The organism is Bacillus sp. ISL-7 (assembly GCF_018613065.1).
Map to the genome: position 1 here is coordinate 21,178 of NZ_JAGGQW010000016.1, position 21,250 is coordinate 42,427.

At 38.8% G+C, this 21,250-nt stretch carries 20 protein-coding genes and 1 riboswitch; of the genes, 4 read left to right on the forward strand and 16 right to left on the reverse strand.

Annotated features, from left to right (window positions below):
• Positions 1-38 precede the first annotated feature (38 nt).
• A complete protein-coding gene (locus J7E66_RS04245; protein WP_214998180.1) occupies positions 39-365 on the reverse strand; it encodes a YfhH family protein in 327 nt (108 codons plus the stop codon).
• 86 nt (positions 366-451) lie between these two features.
• On the opposite strand from J7E66_RS04245, the gene J7E66_RS04250 reads away from it, so the two are divergent.
• Complete coding sequence (locus J7E66_RS04250) at positions 452-1,129, forward strand: SDR family NAD(P)-dependent oxidoreductase (RefSeq protein ID WP_214998181.1); 678 nt, start codon at positions 452-454, stop codon at positions 1,127-1,129.
• Positions 1,130-1,137: 8 nt separating this feature from the next.
• Here the strand turns inward: J7E66_RS04250 and recX are convergent, their stop codons facing one another.
• The gene (gene recX / locus J7E66_RS04255) at positions 1,138-1,953 is read right to left on the reverse strand and encodes a recombination regulator RecX (RefSeq protein ID WP_214998182.1); all 816 of its coding nucleotides are present in this window, start codon (positions 1,951-1,953) and stop codon (positions 1,138-1,140) included.
• 76 nt (positions 1,954-2,029) lie between these two features.
• Here recX and J7E66_RS04260 point away from each other — a divergent pair, with 76 nt between their 5' ends.
• The 3 genes from J7E66_RS04260 to J7E66_RS04270 all read left to right on the forward strand — a co-directional run bounded on the left by J7E66_RS04260 (position 2,030) and on the right by J7E66_RS04270 (position 3,525).
• Positions 2,030-2,938, forward strand: coding sequence for a TIGR01777 family oxidoreductase (locus tag J7E66_RS04260; RefSeq protein ID WP_214998183.1), 909 nt, complete (start codon positions 2,030-2,032; stop codon positions 2,936-2,938).
• A gap of 119 nt (positions 2,939-3,057) precedes the next feature.
• Complete coding sequence (locus J7E66_RS04265) at positions 3,058-3,192, forward strand: YfhE family protein (RefSeq protein ID WP_082797355.1); 135 nt, start codon at positions 3,058-3,060, stop codon at positions 3,190-3,192.
• Positions 3,193-3,333: 141 nt separating this feature from the next.
• Positions 3,334-3,525: a YfhD family protein gene (locus J7E66_RS04270; RefSeq protein WP_168242292.1), complete on the forward strand. Its 192-nt coding sequence runs from the start codon at positions 3,334-3,336 to the stop codon at positions 3,523-3,525.
• 408 nt (positions 3,526-3,933) lie between these two features.
• Here J7E66_RS04270 and J7E66_RS04275 read toward each other — a convergent pair whose 3' ends face one another.
• From J7E66_RS04275 to J7E66_RS04340, 14 genes are all read right to left on the reverse strand, one after another.
• Entirely contained in the window at positions 3,934-5,172 is a 1,239-nt protein-coding gene (locus J7E66_RS04275; protein WP_214998184.1) for a homoserine dehydrogenase, read from the reverse strand.
• Positions 5,173-5,278: 106 nt separating this feature from the next.
• Positions 5,279-5,390: riboswitch (SAM riboswitch) on the reverse strand.
• A 96-nt stretch (positions 5,391-5,486) separates the two neighbouring features.
• Positions 5,487-6,161 carry a GNAT family N-acetyltransferase gene (locus J7E66_RS04280; protein WP_214998185.1) on the reverse strand — a complete coding sequence of 225 codons (675 nt, stop codon included), beginning with the start codon at positions 6,159-6,161 and terminating at the stop codon, positions 5,487-5,489.
• A 19-nt stretch (positions 6,162-6,180) separates the two neighbouring features.
• Positions 6,181-6,843: a GNAT family N-acetyltransferase gene (locus tag J7E66_RS04285; RefSeq protein WP_214998186.1), complete on the reverse strand. Its 663-nt coding sequence runs from the start codon at positions 6,841-6,843 to the stop codon at positions 6,181-6,183.
• 20 nt (positions 6,844-6,863) lie between these two features.
• Entirely contained in the window at positions 6,864-7,724 is an 861-nt protein-coding gene (locus tag J7E66_RS04290) for a carbon-nitrogen hydrolase family protein (protein ID WP_214998195.1), read from the reverse strand.
• A gap of 121 nt (positions 7,725-7,845) precedes the next feature.
• Positions 7,846-9,222: an argininosuccinate lyase gene (gene argH / locus J7E66_RS04295; RefSeq protein WP_088085851.1), complete on the reverse strand. Its 1,377-nt coding sequence runs from the start codon at positions 9,220-9,222 to the stop codon at positions 7,846-7,848.
• 61 nt (positions 9,223-9,283) lie between these two features.
• On the reverse strand, positions 9,284-10,495 hold the full coding sequence (locus tag J7E66_RS04300) for an argininosuccinate synthase (protein WP_214998187.1): 1,212 nt from the start codon (positions 10,493-10,495) through the stop codon (positions 9,284-9,286).
• A gap of 84 nt (positions 10,496-10,579) precedes the next feature.
• Positions 10,580-11,557, reverse strand: a complete 978-nt coding sequence (gene argF / locus J7E66_RS04305; RefSeq protein ID WP_214998188.1) for an ornithine carbamoyltransferase — start codon at positions 11,555-11,557, stop codon at positions 10,580-10,582.
• Positions 11,550-14,777 carry a carbamoyl-phosphate synthase (glutamine-hydrolyzing) large subunit gene (carB, locus tag J7E66_RS04310; protein WP_214998189.1) on the reverse strand — a complete coding sequence of 1,076 codons (3,228 nt, stop codon included), beginning with the start codon at positions 14,775-14,777 and terminating at the stop codon, positions 11,550-11,552. Before carB ends, argF begins: the two co-directional genes overlap by 8 nt.
• Positions 14,764-15,840 (reverse strand): carbamoyl phosphate synthase small subunit, encoded by a 1,077-nt coding sequence (locus J7E66_RS04315; RefSeq protein ID WP_214998196.1) that lies wholly within the window; start codon positions 15,838-15,840, stop codon positions 14,764-14,766. The genes carB and J7E66_RS04315 overlap by 14 nt, the downstream gene beginning before the upstream one ends.
• A gap of 5 nt (positions 15,841-15,845) precedes the next feature.
• Positions 15,846-17,045, reverse strand: a complete 1,200-nt coding sequence (locus tag J7E66_RS04320; protein ID WP_214998190.1) for an acetylornithine transaminase — start codon at positions 17,043-17,045, stop codon at positions 15,846-15,848.
• Positions 17,045-17,842, reverse strand: a complete 798-nt coding sequence (gene argB / locus J7E66_RS04325; RefSeq protein ID WP_214998191.1) for an acetylglutamate kinase — start codon at positions 17,840-17,842, stop codon at positions 17,045-17,047. Before argB ends, J7E66_RS04320 begins: the two co-directional genes overlap by 1 nt.
• 14 nt (positions 17,843-17,856) lie before the next feature.
• Entirely contained in the window at positions 17,857-19,125 is a 1,269-nt protein-coding gene (gene argJ / locus J7E66_RS04330; protein WP_214998192.1) for a bifunctional glutamate N-acetyltransferase/amino-acid acetyltransferase ArgJ, read from the reverse strand.
• Positions 19,126-19,143: 18 nt separating this feature from the next.
• Entirely contained in the window at positions 19,144-20,181 is a 1,038-nt protein-coding gene (argC, locus tag J7E66_RS04335) for an N-acetyl-gamma-glutamyl-phosphate reductase (RefSeq protein WP_214998193.1), read from the reverse strand.
• Positions 20,182-20,448: 267 nt separating this feature from the next.
• Positions 20,449-20,874 carry a DUF4395 domain-containing protein gene (locus J7E66_RS04340; RefSeq protein ID WP_214998194.1) on the reverse strand — a complete coding sequence of 142 codons (426 nt, stop codon included), beginning with the start codon at positions 20,872-20,874 and terminating at the stop codon, positions 20,449-20,451.
• Between the last annotated feature and the right edge of the window lie 376 nt (positions 20,875-21,250).

Sequence of the window (21,250 nt, forward strand, 5' to 3'; positions counted from 1 at the left end):
CAAGACAAGCCAGAGGTCTTATTCTCTGGTTTGTCCAATTATTTTTTTGGCTGATTCAATAATGAAATTGGCAATGCTTCTTCTTTTCCCTCTCCTGCAAGTCGATAACCCCAAGCAAACACACCATTCATATAATCAATTTTAAAATATTGTCCTGGGTCCCCGTCTATTTCATAAATTTCTCCAGGTTTAAACGAATGAGGGTCAATCAGGTATGCTCTCGCCATTTGAACCTTTCGTTCGAGCACGGCAAACTCATTGACCATTCCCATTTGTTCTGCTTTTCTGGCTTGTTCTTGGAGCATGCCAATTTCTTGTCTTAATTCATGTTCTGACATAGTACTGTAGCGTTTCTCCTGTTGCATTTGAATTCACTCCCCTTATAACTTCATTTTAGTATATTATAATATAATAAATAAAGGATGAACTAATATACAAAGGAGATTTTAGAATGAAAACGATCATTATTACTGGGGCAGGCTCTGGTTTAGGAAAAGAATTAGCCCACCTCTTTTCGCAAAAAGGCTATCACCTTTTGTTAACAGGGCGGACATTTGATAAATTAACAACTACAAAAGAAGAAATTGAAGCAAGTGGAGGAAGTGCTGATATCCTTCCTATAGATATTGGAGATGCGAAAGATGTTTCGAAAAAAGCTGAAGAAATTAGTCATACATATAATATATACGGATTAGTTAATAATGCTGGAGTTGGGCATTTCGGTCCATTTGTGGAAATGAATGAACATCACATTACAGAAATGATCAACACAAATGTTTTAGGAACTCTTATGATGACTAAAGCAATATTACCCCTGCTGTTAAAGACTTCGGAAGGACGCATTTTGAATATTATTTCAACAGCAGGCTTGCGTGGAAAAGTGAATGAAGCGGTTTATGCGGCCAGTAAATTTGCAGTTAGAGGATTTACCGAGAGTCTGCAGAAAGAATACGAAGGGAGTGGGATTAAATTTAATGCTGTTTATATGGGCGGAATGGACACACCGTTTTGGGAAAATAGTGACCATGTCAAGGATACCTCCCGTTTCCGCTCACCAAGGGAAGTTGCTGAAATAATTATCGAGCAAATGGACCAAGATTCCATAATTATTGAAAGTAAAAAATCATGACGACTTTGTCATGATTTTTCCATTTCTGATAAATAGATTTCGATGAGCTCTATCGGAAACCCTTTTCGATATAATGCCTGCTTCATCTTTTGTTCATATTCAAAGCCACTGAATTTACTATATTTTCGATGGGCCTTTTCCCCTTGGAATCTGATTGCTCCCATTTCCTCATCATCCTCGTTGTTTATGGAGACATCATTAACAGCAATATTAATGACTTCATATGGATAACCTTTTCTAAGGAGCAGATTCTCAAGTTTCTGTTTTTGAATTTTTAATGATTCCTTTGTATTCTTTTCGTAAAACTTTGAGCTTATTTTGGTTGCTTTTTCAATCTGTTGCTCGAGAGGATATTCCTTTAGTGCAAGGTTGAGAATTCCTTCTACTATTCCCTTTTCCTTTAATTCCATTTTAATTACATTAGGACCTTTATCAGTGGTATTCGCTTGGGTTCGTACATAGGCCAACGCGAATTCCTCGTCATTTATGTATTTCTGTGCAGTTAATCTATGAAGAATTTCATTGATGACAGGTTCATCTATTTCCTTTAATACAAGATAATCTTTTATTTCTTTTTCTGATCTCATTCTTCTAGCTAAATAATGAATGGCTTTGTTGTATGCTTTGCGAATGTCGTCTTGATACTGAATTTCCACAAATGAAAAATCATCAAGCTCCATTCCTTTTTTTAATTGAAATTTGATTAGAACATCACTGTCGACACTAAAGGCAAATTCCTCACCCTTACCCTTACCGTAATCCATAAAAATATTGAATCGATCTTGAGTTTTCTGTTGTGTGGTGATCTTTGTTATAATGGCCACGTTATTCACCTCATCAATACTTTACCATATTCCTCATTATCTGTTGTAAGATTAAACGTAAAAGGGGGCGGAAAAGATGAAAATAACGATTGCAGGCGGAACAGGCTTTGTAGGGCAAGCACTTACCAAACACCTGTTGAAAAAAAATCATGAGATAATTATTTTATCAAGAAAATCGATTGAGACAAATCGTACTGATGGAATTCGATACGTCGAGTGGCTAAGTGATAGTTCAAGCCCCATTCATGAACTCCAAGATACTGATATTTTTATCAACCTTGCAGGCGAATCAATTAATAGTGGACGTTGGACGGTAAAAAGAAAAGAAAAGATTCTAAACAGTCGCTTAGAGTCTGTTCATGCACTGCTAGCCATTATAAATAAATTAGATTCCAAACCAAAGGCACTGATCAATGCAAGTGCAATTGGGATTTATGGAACATCCTTTGATAAAATTTTTACTGAAAAAGATAACCATGGCTTTGGGAATGATTTCTTGGCCGAAACAGTTAAGCAATGGGAAATCGAAGCTGGAAAAGCCAGCCAATTAGGGATACGTACTGTCTTTTGCAGGTTCGGAATCATCCTTGATAAACACCAAGGGGCTCTTCAAAAAATGGCAATCCCTTATCAATCATTTATCGGTGGTCCCATTGGAAATGGACGTCAGTGGATGTCATGGATTCACATTGAGGATGTGGTCCAAGGGATATCCTTTATTATCGAAAATGAAAAAATGGATGGACCCATCAATTTTACTGCACCGAAACCGGTAACGATGACTGAGTTTGGAAAAACACTTGCACGAGTATTAAACCGCCCCCACTGGCTTCCGGTCCCAAGTTTTGCACTACGTCTGCTGCTTGGTGAAATGAGTACATTGGTGGTTGATGGACAAAGGGTATTACCGAATAAGCTTTTAGAAACTGGCTATCAATTTAAGTATTCCGATTTACATTTGGCATTGAAAAATATATTTTCTTAAAAAAAGTATCATTCCTTTCTTAAAAGGTAAAAATGGAAATAAGTACATAACGTGCTTTTATTTTTTACCACATAGCTTGATGACAATTAACTAAAAAAATGTTGAAAGGAATGAGCAAAATGGCGGAAAAAAAGAAAAAAGATAAGGATCGAGGCAAATACTCATTAACCAGTATGCAGGAAGTCTCTTATCAACGAGAATTTAAAATGGCGGACCGTGCAGGCGGGTATCACGACAAAAAAACGAGACTATAGTTCAACTAAATCTACGATAAAAAGCAGCCCTGATCGCTTTGCTGAAGTATTTTCCATTCATGGTTACCTTTCTAATTGTAAATGATATTAAAGGGAGCAATTCGGCTCCTAAAAAGTTAACAATGAAAGGGGTTTTTAGTAATGGGTCGTATGCATAATAGTGGAACAGGTAATAGTAACAAAAGTTCACTTCCACAAACACCTAAGAACCTAAAAATAACTGATGGAAATGACGTTGAATATTCTGCAGAATTTGCAGACCATTCCGACCTTGAAGCGCAAGCACGTGCTAACGCAGCGAACCAGCGTGTAAAATCGAGAAGAAATAAATAAGTTTAAAAAAAGCGGTAACAAAAAAGAAGAAGCAGGGCAACCTGCTTCTCAGGCTGTCGAGAAACTTTCGACAGCCTCTTATTTTCTACAATAACTTTAACCATTCACCGCGTTAATTTATTATAATATTATTAATATATAGGCTTTGCAACATGTCTGTTGATTTCCGCGGAAGGCACGCAGACTCCTGCGGGAGGACGGGGCTGGGGAGACCCCGCAGGCGCTAGCGCCGAGGAGGCTCCCCGGACCGCCCGTGGAAAGCGAAGTGCCTAGAGCGGAAATCAACAGGCCCATTAGCAGGTACAATGAATAATTAAATGCTGAGAATAAAAAATTGCCGAGAAAAATACCCTTTCTCGACAATCTGAGAGCACCAAAGTGCTCTTCTATCACGGGAATAATGGCTTTTTAGAGGACAGCTAAAGTTACTTCTTTATTCTTAATTTCTGTATCATACTCCCCAATAATTTGAAAGTAGCACGTTGCCTTTTTCAGATTAATTAACTTTTCAATTTCTTCCTTGGTTGCCTTGATAATTGCTATCTTATCAGAAGTTTGGGCCACCCATGTAATCAAAGGGTTATTATCATTCTTTGAGAGGCCTTGAATTAACCATAATTCTTTTTCGTTCCCTTTTTTCTCTCCATCACATGCTGCTGTTGTTTTTGTGATACTCTTATTTGACGACCGATTTTGACAGACATAGACCAAATCTTCAATAACAGCACTTGCAGTAGGATACATCCCAGCTCCTGGTCCTTGCAAAGTAATACTACCAACAATATCAGAGTGAATATTTACCGCATTTTCTACGCCTTCAATAGAATAAAAAGGATGAGATTTCCCAACAAGGACTGGTTTAACCTCTGCGTTAATTTGACTACCTGTCTTACTAATACTAGCAATATGCTTAAACCTTAATCCCATCTTTTCTGCTGTTTCAATTAACTCTCTTGAAATCGAGGTAATGCCCGCACGCTCGACATTCTTCCAATTGGGTTGTTCTCCAAAAGCAATTCTGCTGAGAATCATTGTTTTATAAAAAGCATCAAATCCCTTCACATCGTTGGTTGGATCCGCTTCAGCATACCCCTTCTCTTGCGCTAAAATGAGGGCATCAGCAAATGACTGCTTCTTTTCGCGCATTTCCGTTAGGATAAAATTCGATGTCCCATTAAGAATTCCTTGGATGTGACGAACTCGGTTAACATTTAATAACTGCCTTAAGGTTTGAATAACCGGAATACCACCCGCAACTGTTGCTTCGTAACCCACCGAAACATTATAATTCTCGGCTAACTCGAGCAACTCATTACCGTGGTGTGCAAACATCTCTTTATTGGCAGTGATTATGTGGCAACCACTTTGTATAGCTTGTTTTAAAAAAGTAAAGGGGGGTTCTTTGTCCACAATTGCTTCGACAACAACATCAAGCTGCGGAAGACTTAAAATTTCATTAAAATCGGAAGTGATTAGTACATCGTTATTAATATTTCTCTTTTTCTGCTTATTTTTAATTAGTATGGCTGCAACTTCCACTTTTCTCCCTAACACTATCTCAAGCTCTTCCGCATGAGATTGAATTGTTCTATAAACGCCTTCCCCAACTGTACCAAAGCCTAGAATTGCCACTTTAATGACAGACATGCTCTCCACCCCTTAAATAATATTAGACATGACTAACTAATAGGTTGTTTTTTTATATCATATAAATAAGAAAAACCCTCTTCATAAGAAGAGGGTAGATTTCCTCCTCTTATCTGTCAGGTTAAAAATAACCTGCAGGAATTAGCACCTTTTCAAGAATTACCTTGATGGTTGCCGGGCTTCATCGGGCCTAGTCCCTCCGCCGCTCTGGATAAGAGTTTTATTTAGTTAGTTTTTCATTAAATTTCAAAGTTATAAAGAGAATTCTAGTTGATTCCAAGGTAGTTGTCAATATTATTTGAAATTTCTTTTTATTAAAGTGGTAATAGGGAGACAAATTCCTTTTTCCCCAGTCGATCTATCATTTCGAGCCATTCCTTCGGCTTATTTGAAAGAATTGAATAGTATGTCGTCAGAAAATCCTTTACCAGGTCTGCTGGTAGTGAATTAAGTCCTTCATCTTGAATTGGCATGAAACATAAATCTAGACCTGCTACAGCTTCCCCATTGTTTTTCCAGGAAGGATGAACATATGAAAAATCAATGCGTTTATAACCCATATGGGATAGAACCTCACGTCGGACATATGGATCCATAACCTTTACTCCACCAAATTCGTGATGTTCAACCCGGTACGGATCGTATATTTCTGCAAACATCCCGAATAGCTCGTTACCATTTTCTTTAGCTAATTGTTGTAAATCCGTTAAACGGTTTTGCGCTAAAAAACGGCCAAGGCTTAAGCCTGGTTTACTGATGATTGTAAAATCTGTCATAGCAATATTCCAATCCGGACAATAACGATATTCAGTTGCTCCTGTAACTTCGTCTCCATCGACAGCAACAAACACGCGAATACTCGGATCTTCTAATGGCTCTTTCCATAGCTCATATTCTAATACTTCTTCTGCAGGAAAAATTTCTCCCATTAAGTTATGAAGCTTTTTAAAATTAGGGTCTTCTATACTGGTTATTCTAATATATTCCATTATGATTCATTCCTCTCACTCATCTAAAAGGGTTTTTCCATTCCATTAATGCAGCATAATTGCAGGATTCTTCATCCTCGAGATAATTTTCAATAATCCCTATTGGCACACGACCACAATGCAGCAAGAAAGTGATAACAGGATCTTGAACTTCCCCTTTAATAGTTGCATCTAAATATTGTCCTGGTGTCATGATATCAGCTTTTTTATGATATCCAGGCATTCTGCCCCCGCCAAGTAATCGATATAACTCTTTTTCTATCACAACATGGTACATAGACTGCATCATCAATTTACCAAGCCCTAGTTTGCGGTACTTTGGACGAACACTAATATCAACAATATACAAGGTATTCCCATTTGGATTATTGTTCCGTATATATCCATGGTCAGTGATTTCTTCCCACGAATGGTTTTTATCGCTAGGATCAAAGTCGATAGTTAAGCCGGTAATTGACCCAGCTAATTCACCATCTACTTCAACACACAATGCACCTTCTGGAAACATGTTCACATGGTTTGTTAATTGCTCTTTATTCCACCATAATTCTGAAGGAAAAGGAGGTGGGAAGCACTCGGATTGAATCTTGATAAGATCGCCAAAATCCACTTTTGAATAATTGCGAATGATAACTGGCACAGGCCTCTCTTGGTCATAGACGTAAAATTCACTTTGATACATTCTATACCCACCCCTTCAGTTTATTTTTCCCAATCTGTGTAAAGATCCGTTCTTCGATCACGCCAGGTTGTAACGGAACCACGTTCTCTAACTTCATATAACAAGTTTAAATCTAGGTCAGCCGTCACAATCATGTCATTATTGATTTCCCCTTCCACCAAGATTCCTTTTGGTGGAAATGGTATATCGTTAGGAGTAATGATTGCCGCCTGGCCAAAATTAGCGCGCATAAAATCAACAGTCGGCAGTGAACCGACAGTTCCCGTTAAGACGACATATACTTGGTTTTCAACTGCACGAGCATGGCTGGTATAACGAACACGATGAAAACCATGACGGTCATCTGTGCATGATGGACAGAAAATCACATCGGCACCTTTGGCCTTTGCCATACGTACAATTTCTGGAAATTCAATATCATAACAAGTAAGGAGGGCGATTTTCCCTTTTTCTGTTTCAAATATCTGAAATGAATCCCCAGGTGCCATATTCCATTCATTTACTTCAGTCGGTGTAATATGGAGTTTGGCCTGCTCACCAATTCTTCCATCTGGATAAAATAAATGTGCTGTATTATACAACTTGCCATCCCTTTCAATCACATGTGTTCCCGCAATAATATGTATGTTCTTTTTTTGTGCAAAATTTGAAAACAGTTCTAGATATTGTTGGGTATAACTTGGCAGGTCATTAATTGTCAGGTTCTTGCCTTGACCATTACCTATTGAAAGTAGTTGAGTTGTAAAGAACTCTGGAAATAAGACAAACTCTGCCCCAAATTCCTCAGCAGTTTTTATGTAGTGCTCACATTGTGAGGTAAATTCCTCGAAGGATTGAATGGTATGTAGTTGGTACTGAACGGCAGACACACGAATTTTCATCATTTTTTCCTCCTGTCATTAGGTATAATTCCCATGGGAAAATTATCTAATATTTTAGTATTTAATACAAATTTTAAAAACTAAAAGCCCGCCAAATGGCAGGCTTTGAAAAAAATTATATTTATTGCTCTAGTTTTCCCTCTGCAAGCTTGATTTGCTTTTCCACTTGCTCTGGAGCCGTTCCCCCAAAGCTATTTCGGACACCAACAACATGCTCAGGAGCCAATACAACATAAATATCTTCCTCAAATAATGGACTAAAGCCCTGATATTCCTCGAAGCTCAAATCTAGCAAAAATTTGTTAGACTGAATCGCATATAAAACAATTTTTCCGATAACTTCATGCGCATCACGGAAGGGCAGACCTTTTCTTACCAAGTAATCAGCAATATCTGTGGCATTAGAAAAGTCATTGTTAATGGCCTTACGCATCACGTCTTTATTTACTGTCATCGTTTCAATCATCGGTGCTAATAACATTAAGGAACCTTCAAGCGTTTCAACCGTATCAAACATGCCTTCCTTATCTTCCTGTAAATCCTTGTTATAAGCGAGTGGCAGACCTTTAAGGACGGTGAGCAGTCCGATTAAATTACCATATGTCCGTCCGGTTTTTCCACGTAGCAGCTCAGGTACGTCTGGATTTTTCTTTTGCGGCATAATACTTGAACCTGTGCAAAACGAATCATCCAACTCGACGAACTGAAACTCCTGGCTCGACCAAATGACAAGCTCTTCGGATAATCTGGAAATATGGGTCATGATTATTGAACCAATCGATAAAAACTCAAGGATAAAGTCGCGATCACTGACAGCATCCATACTATTAGGATAAACCGTTTCAAAACCTAACAGTTCCGCGACACGTTCACGGTTGATCGGAAACGTCGTTCCTGCCAATGCTCCTGAACCAAGAGGCAGCCAATTGATACGCTTCAAACTATCAATCAATCTCTCTTTATCACGTTCAAACATCCAAAAATAAGCCATTAAATGATGGGCAAAGGATACAGGCTGGGCACGCTGCAGGTGAGTATACCCAGGAATTAACGTTTGGACATTCTCTTTCGCCTGCTCAATTAATGCCTGCTGGACATCTTCTATTAATTTAATCAGCTCAGTTGTTTTCGTTCTTAAGTATAGGTGCATGTCGGTGGCCACCTGATCATTACGGCTTCTCCCTGTATGGAGCTTTCCTCCCACCGGACCAATTTTTTCTATCAATAACTTTTCGATATTCATATGGATATCTTCATCTTCAACTAAAAACTCTACCGCGTTATCGTCGACCATTTTCTTGATGGAGAGTAGTCCGTCCTTAATCTTTATAGCATCCTCCATTGGAATAATACCGCACTCACCCAGCATTTGCACATGGGCAAGACTTCCTGCGATATCCTCCTTAGCTAGCTTTTGGTCAAAAGTAATTGAGGCTGTAAATTCCTCAACTAGCTTATTCGTTTCTTTCGTAAAACGGCCGCCCCATAACTTAGACATTGATTGCTCCCCCTTAACCTAACAAGACAGCCCTCGAAAAAGGATTCGAGGGCAATCCGAATTATTTTAAAATTGATTCCTTTTTATTCACTTCTGAATAGACCTTTGTTGGCAGACCCCAAATCTTAATAAATCCAACTGCGGCATTATGATCAAATGCATCGCCTTTTGAATATGTTGCTAGTTCCTCATTGTATAAGCTGTAAGGAGACTTTCTGCCAACAACCGTATGATTACCTTTATGAAGCTTGACACGAATTGTTCCAGAAACGTTCTTTTGAGTTTCATCAATAAATGCATCAAGTGCTGGTTTTATAGGAGAATACCAAAGTCCTTCGTAAATGATCTTAGCCATTTGCTGTTCAACCTGTGTCTTAAATTGTGTAACCTCACGAGTTAGAGTTAAAAACTCTAATTCTTTATGGGCATTGATTAAAATTAGCGCAGCAGGATTTTCGTACACTTCACGAGATTTAATTCCTACTAATCTATTCTCAATATGATCAATACGGCCAACACCGTGCTTGCCGCCAAGTTCATTTAAGGTTTCAATTAATTGAACAAGCGGGAGCTTCTCACCATTAATGGCAACAGGTACCCCCTGTTCAAATTCGATTTCAACATACTCTGCTGCATCTGGTGTTAGTTCAATTGGATTCGTCCAATCAAAGGCTGCTTCTGGCGCCTCAGCCCATGGATCTTCCAGAACACCAGCCTCACAAGCACGGCCCCAGATATTGGCATCAATTGAAAATGGATTATCTAAATCGACTGGGATTGGAATTCCGTTCTCCTCAGCATATTTGATTTCTTCGTCACGTGTCATTCCCCATTCACGAACAGGGGCAACAACTTTTAAACTTGGGTTCAATGCTTGGATCGAAACTTCAAAACGTACCTGGTCGTTTCCTTTACCTGTGCAGCCATGAGCAACAGCAGTGGCGCCCTCTTTTTCTGCTACCTCTACTAATAGTTTTGAAATAAGCGGTCTAGATAAAGCTGAAGATAATGGATATTTTCCTTCATATAAGCAATTAGCTTTTAATGCTGGTAAAATATATTCCTTTGCTAATAATTCTTTAGCATCGATCATATAGGCTTTAATGGCTCCGACATTCAGTGCCTTATTTTTGATGGCTTCTAAGTCTTTTCCTTCACCGACATCTAGGCCTAATGCAATCACATCGTAGCCATATTTTTCTTGAATCCATTTTACTGAAACTGATGTATCTAAACCGCCTGAGTAGGCTAGAATGATTTTTTCTTTTGTCATTGTTTTTATTCTCCTCTTACCGTCTGTGTATTTTTATTCACCCGATAGAATTATTATACAACAAGTCTCATAGAAAAGAAACCATTATGCTAGTAAAAGTTTTAAAATTGCTTTCTGGGCATGAAGACGGTTCTCCGCTTCATCAAAAACCACTGAATGAGGACCATCGATGAGCTCTGCTGTAACTTCTTCGCCTCGATGGGCAGGCAAGCAATGCAAAAAGATATAGTCCTCCTTTGCATTCTTACAAAGTTCATTATTTACCTGAAATCCATGGAATGCCTCGAGTCTTTTTGAAGTTTCTTCTTCCTGCCCCATACTGGTCCAGACATCTGTTATGATGACATCTGCATCTTTAACAGCTTCTAGAGGATTATTTGTAATCACGAGCTTACATCCAGTTTGGTTTCCAACTTTAATTGCCTTCTCTGTTATTTCTCCATCAGGCAAATATCCAGGTGGACTGGCAATGCTAATATCCATTCCAACCTTCATCGCGCCTTCCATTAAAGAATGAGCCATATTGTTATTGCCGTCCCCAATATAGCACATCTTTAAACCGGACAGTTTCCCTTTATGCTCAAGAATCGTTAAAAGGTCCGCTAACACTTGGGTAGGGTGCTGCAGGTCAGTTAAACCATTAATAACTGGTACTGTTGCATGCTCAGCTAATTCTTCGACTGAATCGTGTGAAAACGTTCGAATCATTAATCCGTCCACATAGCGAGACAACACTTTTGCGGTATCAGAAATACTCTCTCCTCTTCCAAGCTGGATATCCTTTGAACTTAAGAATATTGCATGACCGCCTAACTGCAACATCCCTACCTCAAATGATACCCTTGTACGGGTGGATGATTTTTCAAAAATCATCCCTAAAACCTTCCCGCTTAAATACGGATGCGGTTTCCCTTGTTTTTGAAGCTTTTTCATCTCTATCGCCTCGTTTAGAAGATAGAGGATTTCATCTGTACTAAAATCGGAAAGCTGTAAAAATCCCTTTCCTTTAAGTTTCGGCTTATTTATATTACTAATTTCATTTAATTTAATGGCCTCACCCATGAACGGCACCTCTCTCTTCCAACTTGTAATATTCATTCATAGATCGAACCTCAGAATCGGATTGAGATCCTTTTTCCAGGCCGATTATCGCTTCAATTGTATCTAAGTGTGTAAATACTGGTACCTTGTAGCGTACAGCATGCTCGCGAATCTGGAAACCAAATTTAATTTTATTTCGTCCTTGATTCGGTATATTTATGACAGCCTTCATGGACTGTTTTCGGAAAAGTTCAATGACTTCTGCATCGTCCTTAATCACTTTTTTAACATCAATTCCATGGTTTTGGAAATATGAAGCAGTCCCCTCGGTAGCAACAATCTTGTACTGTTTTCTTACAAGTTCTTGAATGATAGGAAGAGATGCTTGCTTATCTCGATCAGAAATAGAACAAAAAATATAATTTTCACCTTTTTGCCCGCCAAGAGTAGGAATAGACTTTTCAAGTGCCTCTTGATAGGTTACTCCCATGCCAAGCGCTTCACCGGTTGATTTCATTTCTGGTCCTAGCACATGGTCAACACCTTTTAGCTTACTCGATGAAAATACAGGTGTTTTTACTGAAAAATAGGATGGCTCATCCATTAGTCCCTTTGTTGAACATAGATCTGAGAGGGTCTCTCCTAATTGAACGCGTGTCGCCCATTCAATCATCGGAATTCCTGTGACCTTACTCATGATTGGCACTGTTCTAGAAGAACGCGGATTGACTTCAAGCACATTAACCTGGCCTTCATAGATAACAAATTGAATGTTCATGATTCCAATAACTGGTGCTGAATTTGCAATTTTTTCTGCATAATCTATTAACGTTTCTTTAATTTTCTCTGACAGTGAAATCGGCGGGAAGACCGAGATGCTATCCCCTGAATGGACCCCAGCTTTTTCTATATGTTCAAAGATACCTGGGACGACGATATTTTCCCCATCACATATGACATCAATCTCGCACTCTAATCCAGGTAAATATTTATCTACTAATAATGGCCACATCGTTGCTTGCGAATTTTTCTCGAGTTGCAGTATATACTGGCTCAATTCCGCTTCTGAAAAAATAGTAAACATTGATTGGCCGCCAATGACATAGGATGGGCGAACAAGGACTGGATAACCAAGTTTAGTGGCTGCTTCTATTAATTCGTCAGAATGCGAAACGGTTTGACCCTCTATATGCGGAATGTTTAAGTCTTCAAGCAACTGGTAAAATTCTTTACGATCTTCTAAGCGATCAACATTTTTTACCGTAGTACCTAAAATTTTGATCCCTTCTTCTTCCAAATCATGGGCTAGATTTATGGCTGTTTGGCCGCCGAACTGAATCAATACACCTTCCACCTGTTCTTTTTCGATGACATGAAGTACATCCTCTGCTGCGAGTGGTTCAAAATAAAGGCGGTCTGCAATCGAATAATCGGTACTAACAGTCTCAGGGTTGTTATTGATAACAACCGCTTCAAAGCCCTTTTTCTTGATCGCATTTGCTGCGTGCACTGAACAGTAATCAAATTCAATCCCTTGGCCGATTCGAATTGGGCCAGAGCCAATGACAAGAATCTTTTTCTTGCTCGTCACTTCAACTTCATCAAACCCGTGCCAGGTTGAATAATAGTAAGGTGTAACAGCATCAAACTCAGCTGAACAGGTATCAACCATTTTATAACCAGGTTTCCAGTTGAGTTCTTTCCACTTGCTTCTTACCCGCTTTTCAGGAATAGCATATATTTGAGATAAGAGCTTGTCGGAAATATTATTCCGCTTTGCTACCTTAAGCAAAGAAACTGGAACATCGCTCCAATTATAGGAAGCTAATTCCGTTTCTAACGTAACGATTGAGCTAATTTTGTGTAAAAACCATGGATCAATCTCGGTCAACTGCCGAACATTTTCAAGTGAGATCCCTCTTCTAAACGATTCTGCAATGATGAATAATCGCTGATCATTTGCCTGTTTAAGAAGTTCAAGCAAGTTCTTTTCATCAATTAATTTATTTCCCTCGAGGCAAAGTCCATAAACATTCATTTCCATCGAGCGAATGGCTTTGTTTAAGGCACCTTCAAATGTCCGATCAATCGCCATGACTTCCCCAGTTGCCTTCATTTGCGTTCCTAAGGTCCGGTCCGCTTCAGGGAATTTGTCAAAAGGAAAGCGAGGTAGTTTTACCACAATATAATCAATCGCTGGCTCAAATGATGCAAAGGTATTACCTGTTATCGGATTCACAATCTCATCCAAATGATACCCAATCGCACACTTTGCTGCCATCCTGGCAATGGGATAACCAGTCGCTTTAGATGCAAGTGCAGAAGAACGGCTCACCCTTGGATTTACTTCGATAATGTAATACTGATTCGATGCCGGATGAAGAGCAAACTGGATGTTACAACCACCGATAATCTTTAATTCTTTAATAACTTTTATAGAAGAATCACGAAGCATTTGATATTGGACATCTGTTAATGTTTGCGACGGAGCAACGACAATGGAATCCCCGGTATGAACACCGACTGGATCCATATTTTCCATATTGCAAACGATGATGCAGGTGTCATTGTCGTCTCTCATGACTTCATACTCAATTTCTTTCCAGCCTTTGATACTTCTTTCTACCAACACCTGCTGAATCGGACTTGCTGCTAAGCCTTTTTTTAGAACAGTTTCAAGTTCTTCATCATTATAAGCAAAGCCGCCTCCATCCCCTCCAAGTGTATACGCAGGGCGAATGATGACTGGAAATCCAATTTCCTTTACAAAGGACACGCCTTCCTCAAAGCTGTGAATAATCGCGGACTCTGGAATTGGTTCACCAATTTCAAGCATCAAGTTACGGAACTTTTCTCTGTCCTCACCATTTTTGATAGACTCAACAGATGTTCCTAATAATTCAACATTGTATTTTTCTAAAATATTTTGTTCGTAAAGCTGCACAGTTAAATTCAGACCCGTTTGGCCGCCTAGTGTACCAATAATTCCATCTGGTTTTTCTTTCTTGATGATTTTTTCAATGGTTTCAACGTTAAGCGGTTCAATATATACCTTATCGGCAACGGCTTCATCTGTCATGATGGTGGCCGGGTTATTATTAATTAAAACAACTTCAATTCCTTCTTCTTTCAAGGCTATACATGCCTGTGTACCTGCATAATCAAATTCTGCAGCCTGCCCAATAACAATTGGACCTGATCCAATCACTAATACCTTTTTTAAACTTTTATTTAATGGCATAAACAGTCTCTCCCATAGAAGCTATCTGAGTTACGAAATTTTTTAAAATATATTCTGTATCGCTTGGTCCTGGATGGGCTTCAGGATGAAATTGCACGGTTTGTATCTGATGGTTCTTATGCATTAGCCCCTCAATCGAACGGTCATTTACGTTTCGGTAGGTGACATCGAATTCCTTGTTGTCAATACTTTCGTCAACTACAACATAGCCATGATTTTGTGCTGTGATTTTCACTTTTCCAGTCGTAAGTTCCTTAACTGGATGATTACCACCGCGATGCCCATAGGCTAGTTTTTCTGTTTTAGCCCCATATGCAAGGGCGATTAATTGATGCCCAAGACAAATGCCCAGTGTAGGATAGTTCTGACTTATTTTTTTTATTTCTGGAAACCATTTTTTTAATTCCATTGGGTCCCCAGGTCCATTACTGAACAGGACACCATCTGGATTCAAGGCCTTTATTTTTTCATAAGGAGTATTGTATGGAACAATTGTTACCGCACAGTTTTCATCTAGCAGGGCGTTGAGAATCGACTTTTTAAATCCATAATCCATGAGCACCACATGTGGCCCTTGGTTTTTGAAATATTGTATTTTTTTAGTTGATACTTTCTCCACCCAAAATGAAGATTTTTCTGGTGCTGATATTTCGCCATTCTTGGACTGGCTTAAATACCCTTTTACCGTCCCACGGCTGCGAATAGTTTTTACTAAAAGACGCGTATCAATTCCTGCAATCCCAGGAACTCCTGCCTGCTTTAGTTTTTCAGAGAATTTATTTACGGATTGATAATGGCTCGGTGTTTCACATAAATCACCGATAATCACCCCTGATAATGCTGGTGTGATGCTCTCATCATCGATTGCGTTAACCCCATAATTACCGATAATGGGATAACAGAAGGTAATGATTTGTCCTGCGTATGATGGATCGGTGATAATCTCTTGATACCCAGTCATGCTTGTATTAAAAACCACTTCTCCTAGAGACTCTTTTTCGGCACCAATTAGTACCCCTTCAAATACTTCTCCCGTTTCCAAAGTAAGGTATCCATTCTGCAACATACTCACTCGCCTTTCTCAATACCTTGGAAAGTTATTTCCAATGCTTTAATAAATTCATTTATTTCTTCCTTTGTTACTGTTAACGGAGGTAAAATTCTCACTACATTTGGTCCGGCTGTTAAGATAAGAAGATGGTTTTCGATTGCCTTTTGAACAATTCCTAAAGCATTCGTTTCGACGACCATTCCCTTTAATAGGCCGAGTCCGCGGATATCTTTTATAAAAGAGTACTTTTCCTTCAGTTCTTGTAACTTTTTATCTAAGTACCCTGAAATTTCGTTGGCGTTATTTAATAAATTACTTTCAGTAATATGTGTAACAGTCGCGAGTCCTGCTACTGTTGCTAATGGATTTCCTCCAAAAGTACTGCCGTGGCTTCCTGGGTCAAATCCTTTTGCGGCTTCTTCTTTTGCGATAATTGCTCCAATTGGAAAACCTGAACCAAGTCCCTTTGCAATGCTAATGACATCGGGCTCTATACCGTATTGTTCATATGCAAACAGTGTGCCCGTTCTACCGATCCCTGTTTGGATTTCGTCCACCATCAGGAGGATTTCTCTTTCTTGGCAAATCTTTGCAAGTTTACTAACCCATTCTTGGTTCGCTGGGATTACTCCACCTTCGCCTTGAACAAGCTCAAGGAGAACGGCTGCAGGCTCGAGTGTATAGAGCAGTTCAAGTGCTTCTTCATCATTAAAAGGAAGATAATTAAACCCGGATACTAATGGAAAAAATCCTTGCTGAATTTTTTCTTGTCCTGTTGCCGATAAGGTGGCTAGCGTTCTACCATGAAAGGATTGCTGAAATGTTACTATTTCAGGTGATTCCTTCCCCTTCACTTTGTTGGCATACCTTCTAGCTAACTTGATCGCTGCCTCATTTGCTTCCGCCCCACTGTTACAAAAGAAAACTTGGTCCCCGCAACTATTGGCGGTAAGAAGAGCGGCCAATTGCTGCTGATTCGGTATGTTATAGAGGTTTGAACAGTGCCAAAGATTCTGTAATTGCTCCTCAAGTGCTTCTTTTACGACATCAGGCACATGCCCTAGGTTACAGGTCGCTATACCGGAAGTGAAATCTAAATACTGAGTACCCTTTTCATCCCAAACATAGCTTCCCTTCCCTTTAACGACAGTAACAGGGAATCGACTGTATGTTGCCATCACTGGCGAGGCTAGGGAGATTGAATTATTGATTGACATTACGCGATCCCCTCTTCTAAGACAATTTTTGTGCCAGTCATTTTACCATTTGTATAATCTATTAAGCTACTTTTTTCAGAGCCATTGATGATACCCACTTCGGGTATTTTGTGGACAAGACCATCAATTGCGGCTTTTACTTTGGGAATCATTCCCCCATAAATAGTCTTATTATTTATCAGTTCCTCGATTGTTGCCTTTGAAACTTTATCAAGTTTTGTCTTAGCACCATTTTTCTCAACTAGGATTCCAGGGATATCACTGATAAAACATAGGTTTGCTCCTAAAGCTTTGGCTATAGCTGAGGCAGCGATATCACCATTAATGTTATATCGTTGTCCACCTGCATCGATGCCGACTGGAGAAATTACAGGAACATTTCCTTGGGCAATGATTCCCTCGATTACTTCGTGGTTAACACCAATTACTTCCCCAACAAATCCTAATTTATCTGCATTTTTAGTTGGTTCAGCTTGTAAAAGGCAACCATCCACGCCACTTACGCCAATGGCCTTTCCCCCAACTTCGATAATGTTCCGAACAACTTGTTTGTTAACTGAACCGCTTAATACCATTTCCACTATATCTAACACTTCGTGATTGGTTACTCTAAGACCATTCACGAAGGTGGTTTCGACGTTTAGATTTTTTAATAACGATGTGATTAGTGGACCGCCGCCATGAACGATGATCGGTATCCATTCACCAGATTCATGAAGTGAAACAATATCTTCATAAAAGGATCTTGGGAGATTATCTAACACACTTCCGCCGCACTTAATGACTATATATTTCATTTTCAGGTCCTCCCTTATGTGCGGTAAGATGCGTTGATTTTCACATAATCATAAGTTAAATCGCATCCCCAGGCTGTAGCGTTATATTTACCTTGATTTAATTCAACACTTAATTTAACATTTTCCGACTCTAAGTATTCCTTCACTTCTTCCTCAACAAAGTTGCTCGGAAGTCCATTTTCGAATACTGTAAATGGTCCAATTGCCACCTTAATTGCGTTAGGTTCAACTGGTACACCACTGTAGCCAATTGCAGTAACAATTCTTCCCCAGTTTGGATCCGTTCCATAAATTGCAGTTTTAACTAGGTTGGATGAAATAATCGCTTTACCGACTGCACTTGCTGCGTTTTGACTGTAGGCACCATTTACTTGAACTTCTACTAGTTTTGTAGCACCTTCACCATCTCTTGCAATTTTTTTAGCAAGTGACTCACAAACGATTTTTAACCCTTGTTTAAAAATATTCCATTCAGGGTGATCTTTAGTTAGTGGTTCATTATCAGCCAAGCCATTTGCCATAACTAAGACCATATCGTTCGTACTTGTATCACCATCAACCGTAATCATATTGAAAGTTTGATTAGTTATATCTCTCAATGCTCCAAGCAGGTCTTCTTGGGCAATGTTTGCATCTGTTGTTACAAATCCAAGCATGGTAGCCATGTTAGGGTGAATCATTCCAGAACCCTTTGAGGTACCGCCAATGGAAACTGTTTTTCCATCGATTTTCATTTGCACTGCTAAATGTTTGATACAAGTGTCAGTTGTTAGGATAGCATTCATAAAATTATTTTCATTTTCATTATCTTTATTTAGGATTTGTTTTATCCCTGCATTTACTTTATCCATCGGCAGTAGTTCCCCGATCACTCCCGTTGAAGTAACCGCTACGAGATGGTCTTGTATTCCCAGTTGGCTTGCAAAGCCCTTTTGCATAGCGAATGCATCAAGTAAACCTTGCTCTCCTGTACAGGCATTGGCATTCCCAGAGTTTACGATAATTGCTTGAATCTTATTTTCTTTTGCGATACTTTCCTGGGTAACTAACAATGGAGCTGCTTGAAAGGTGTTGGTTGTATACACTCCCGCAGTTGTTGCAGGAACTTCTGAAACGATATATCCCAGATCAAGTCTCTTTCTTTTTATTCCACAATGCATGCCGCCTGCTTTGTATCCTTTAGGTAAGGTCACACTACCTTCTTCTATAATTACGATTTCATTTGTTGATGTAGCTTGTGTCAATTTAATTTCCCCCTTCAAATTTCCCTTCGTTCTATACATAAAAGGTAGTAGTTTTACTCATGGATACATTGGAATGTCTGTAAGTCCTGTTCGCTCATCCCAGCCATTCATCAAATTCACATTTTGGATGGCCTGCCCGGCAGCCCCTTTAACTAAATTATCGATAACTGAAATGATGGTCAGGCGGTTTGTTCTTTCGTCAACATGCAGGCCGATATCGCAATAATTTGAACCGAGTACCTCTTTTGTTGATGGTACATTTCCTTCTGGCCGCACTCTTATAAAATGAGAATCTTGATAAAATTGTTTATATAAATCTATAATTTTTTTTGATGAAATTTCTTCTGTTAGATTCAAGTACATCGTGCACATGATTCCCCTTGTCATTGGAACAAGATGGGTAGTAAATGAAATGGTAATTGGATTACCGCTCTCATCTGAAAGTACTTGCTCAATTTCCGGAATATGTTGATGTGCTCCTAGTTTATAAGCTTTTAAGTTTTCATTGATTTCCGAATAATGGGCTGTTAAGGAAAGTCCTCTTCCAGCGCCAGAAACACCAGATTTTGCATCAATGATAATCGACTTTTCATCAGCCAAATTTGTTTTTAATATCGGAATAAGACCGAGTGTGGTCGCAGTCGGATAACAGCCCGGATTGGCTATTAATTTGGCCGGCTTTATTTGGTCTGGATAAATTTCGCTCAAACCATAGGTTGCTTGGTTTAAATATTTCTCCTCAGCAGGTGAATGTTTATACCAAGTTTCGAATTCTTCAGCAGACCTTAGCCGGAAATCACCGGATAAATCTATACTTTTAATCCCTCTATCAACTAGTTGTGGCAAAAGTTTGCTGCTCACACCTGATGGGGTTGCAAAAAATACAATATCATTCTTTTCAGACAATCTATCAACATCAAAGGTTTCAAGAGGTTGATCAACAATCTCAGAAAGATGTGGATAAATTCCGCTAAAGTTTGACCCTGATTGTGAGTTTGAAATAACTGAACCAATCTCCAAATAAGGGTGTTTATTGATTAACCTCACTAATTCAATTGATCCATAACCGGTACCACCAATAATTGCAGCCTTCAATTTACCCAACTCCTAAGTGTCATTCATAATGAATTATTATACATACATATATATAATTATTCAATAAAAAAACAGCTTAATTTTCTGTTTTTATTGAAAATAATTGCCCATTTTTTTGAAAACGCTTACAAAATAGAATGGTAGATTATACAATTTTTATACATCTTAATGTATGCAAAAGACAGTGAACATATTAAAATTCACTGTCTTTTAAAGAACTTCTATATAAAGATTGAATCTATTTAGATATTAAAAAATCTTTTGTATTTATCCGATTGTTCGTCTATATTTATATTGTTTCCATTGAAAATGAATGAAACAACCAATACAAAAACCCAAAATGGCTACAAAAGCGGCGACTGCAACAAGTGCAGTGAAAATATAACCAACCGTGTTCCAACCAAGAATAAAGCTAAGGAAGCCTATTCCAAGACATGCCACTGAAATCTTCTGATTAAATTGCTGCTGTTCCCAATCTTCCGGAATGTAGGACTTTGGGTCCTTCCTTAAGAATTGTTTTCGAATCTGCATAATTGGATTATAACCAAAGATAATCCCCGTAAGCCCAGCAATCAACGGAACTAATAAATACCACTCTAGCCCTGACACCCATGTTAACATCACACTTAGAACTATAATGGATTGATTTGTTCTAACTAGAGGCCGCGGAATCGATAAAATCTTATCTGCCAACAAAATCCCCACCTTTCTTATTGGAATTGTATGCTTAAAGCCATTTTAACTTGAATGATTTAGATTGTATAGTTATTTGTTTTTTAAGATAAATTTGTTGTTTAATAAATATTTCCATACAAAATAGAAAAAACACTCCTCTGAGTGCTCAGGCTGTCGAGAAACTTTCGACAGCCTCTTATTTTCTACAATAACTATAACCATTCACCGTGTTAATTTATTATAATATTATTAATATATAGGCTTTGCAACATGTCTGTTGATTTGCGCTCCAGGCACTTCGCTTTCCGCGGGCGTGCCGGGGAGCCCCTCGGCGCTGAAGCGGAGGGCACTGAAAAACTTACGTTTTTATTTTTTATGGTTGAACAAAAGACAA

Bases quoted from the DNA above. Each gene is read 5' to 3' on its own strand.
- J7E66_RS04245 (WP_214998180.1), bottom strand. From the start codon at position 365: ATGCAACAGGAGAAACGCTACAGTACTATGTCAGAACATGAATTAAGA.
- J7E66_RS04250 (WP_214998181.1), top strand. From the start codon at position 452: ATGAAAACGATCATTATTACTGGGGCAGGCTCTGGTTTAGGAAAAGAA.
- J7E66_RS04260 (WP_214998183.1), top strand. From the start codon at position 2,030: ATGAAAATAACGATTGCAGGCGGAACAGGCTTTGTAGGGCAAGCACTT.
- J7E66_RS04265 (WP_082797355.1), top strand. From the start codon at position 3,058: ATGGCGGAAAAAAAGAAAAAAGATAAGGATCGAGGCAAATACTCATTA.
- J7E66_RS04270 (WP_168242292.1), top strand. From the start codon at position 3,334: ATGGGTCGTATGCATAATAGTGGAACAGGTAATAGTAACAAAAGTTCA.
- J7E66_RS04275 (WP_214998184.1), bottom strand. From the start codon at position 5,172: ATGTCTGTCATTAAAGTGGCAATTCTAGGCTTTGGTACAGTTGGGGAA.
- J7E66_RS04280 (WP_214998185.1), bottom strand. From the start codon at position 6,161: ATGGAATATATTAGAATAACCAGTATAGAAGACCCTAATTTTAAAAAG.
- J7E66_RS04285 (WP_214998186.1), bottom strand. From the start codon at position 6,843: ATGTATCAAAGTGAATTTTACGTCTATGACCAAGAGAGGCCTGTGCCA.
- J7E66_RS04290 (WP_214998195.1), bottom strand. From the start codon at position 7,724: ATGAAAATTCGTGTGTCTGCCGTTCAGTACCAACTACATACCATTCAA.
- argH (WP_088085851.1), bottom strand. From the start codon at position 9,222: ATGTCTAAGTTATGGGGCGGCCGTTTTACGAAAGAAACGAATAAGCTA.
- J7E66_RS04300 (WP_214998187.1), bottom strand. From the start codon at position 10,495: ATGACAAAAGAAAAAATCATTCTAGCCTACTCAGGCGGTTTAGATACA.
- argF (WP_214998188.1), bottom strand. From the start codon at position 11,557: ATGGGTGAGGCCATTAAATTAAATGAAATTAGTAATATAAATAAGCCG.
- carB (WP_214998189.1), bottom strand. From the start codon at position 14,777: ATGCCATTAAATAAAAGTTTAAAAAAGGTATTAGTGATTGGATCAGGT.
- J7E66_RS04320 (WP_214998190.1), bottom strand. From the start codon at position 17,045: ATGTCAATCAATAATTCAATCTCCCTAGCCTCGCCAGTGATGGCAACA.
- argB (WP_214998191.1), bottom strand. From the start codon at position 17,842: ATGAAATATATAGTCATTAAGTGCGGCGGAAGTGTGTTAGATAATCTC.
- argJ (WP_214998192.1), bottom strand. From the start codon at position 19,125: ATGTATAGAACGAAGGGAAATTTGAAGGGGGAAATTAAATTGACACAA.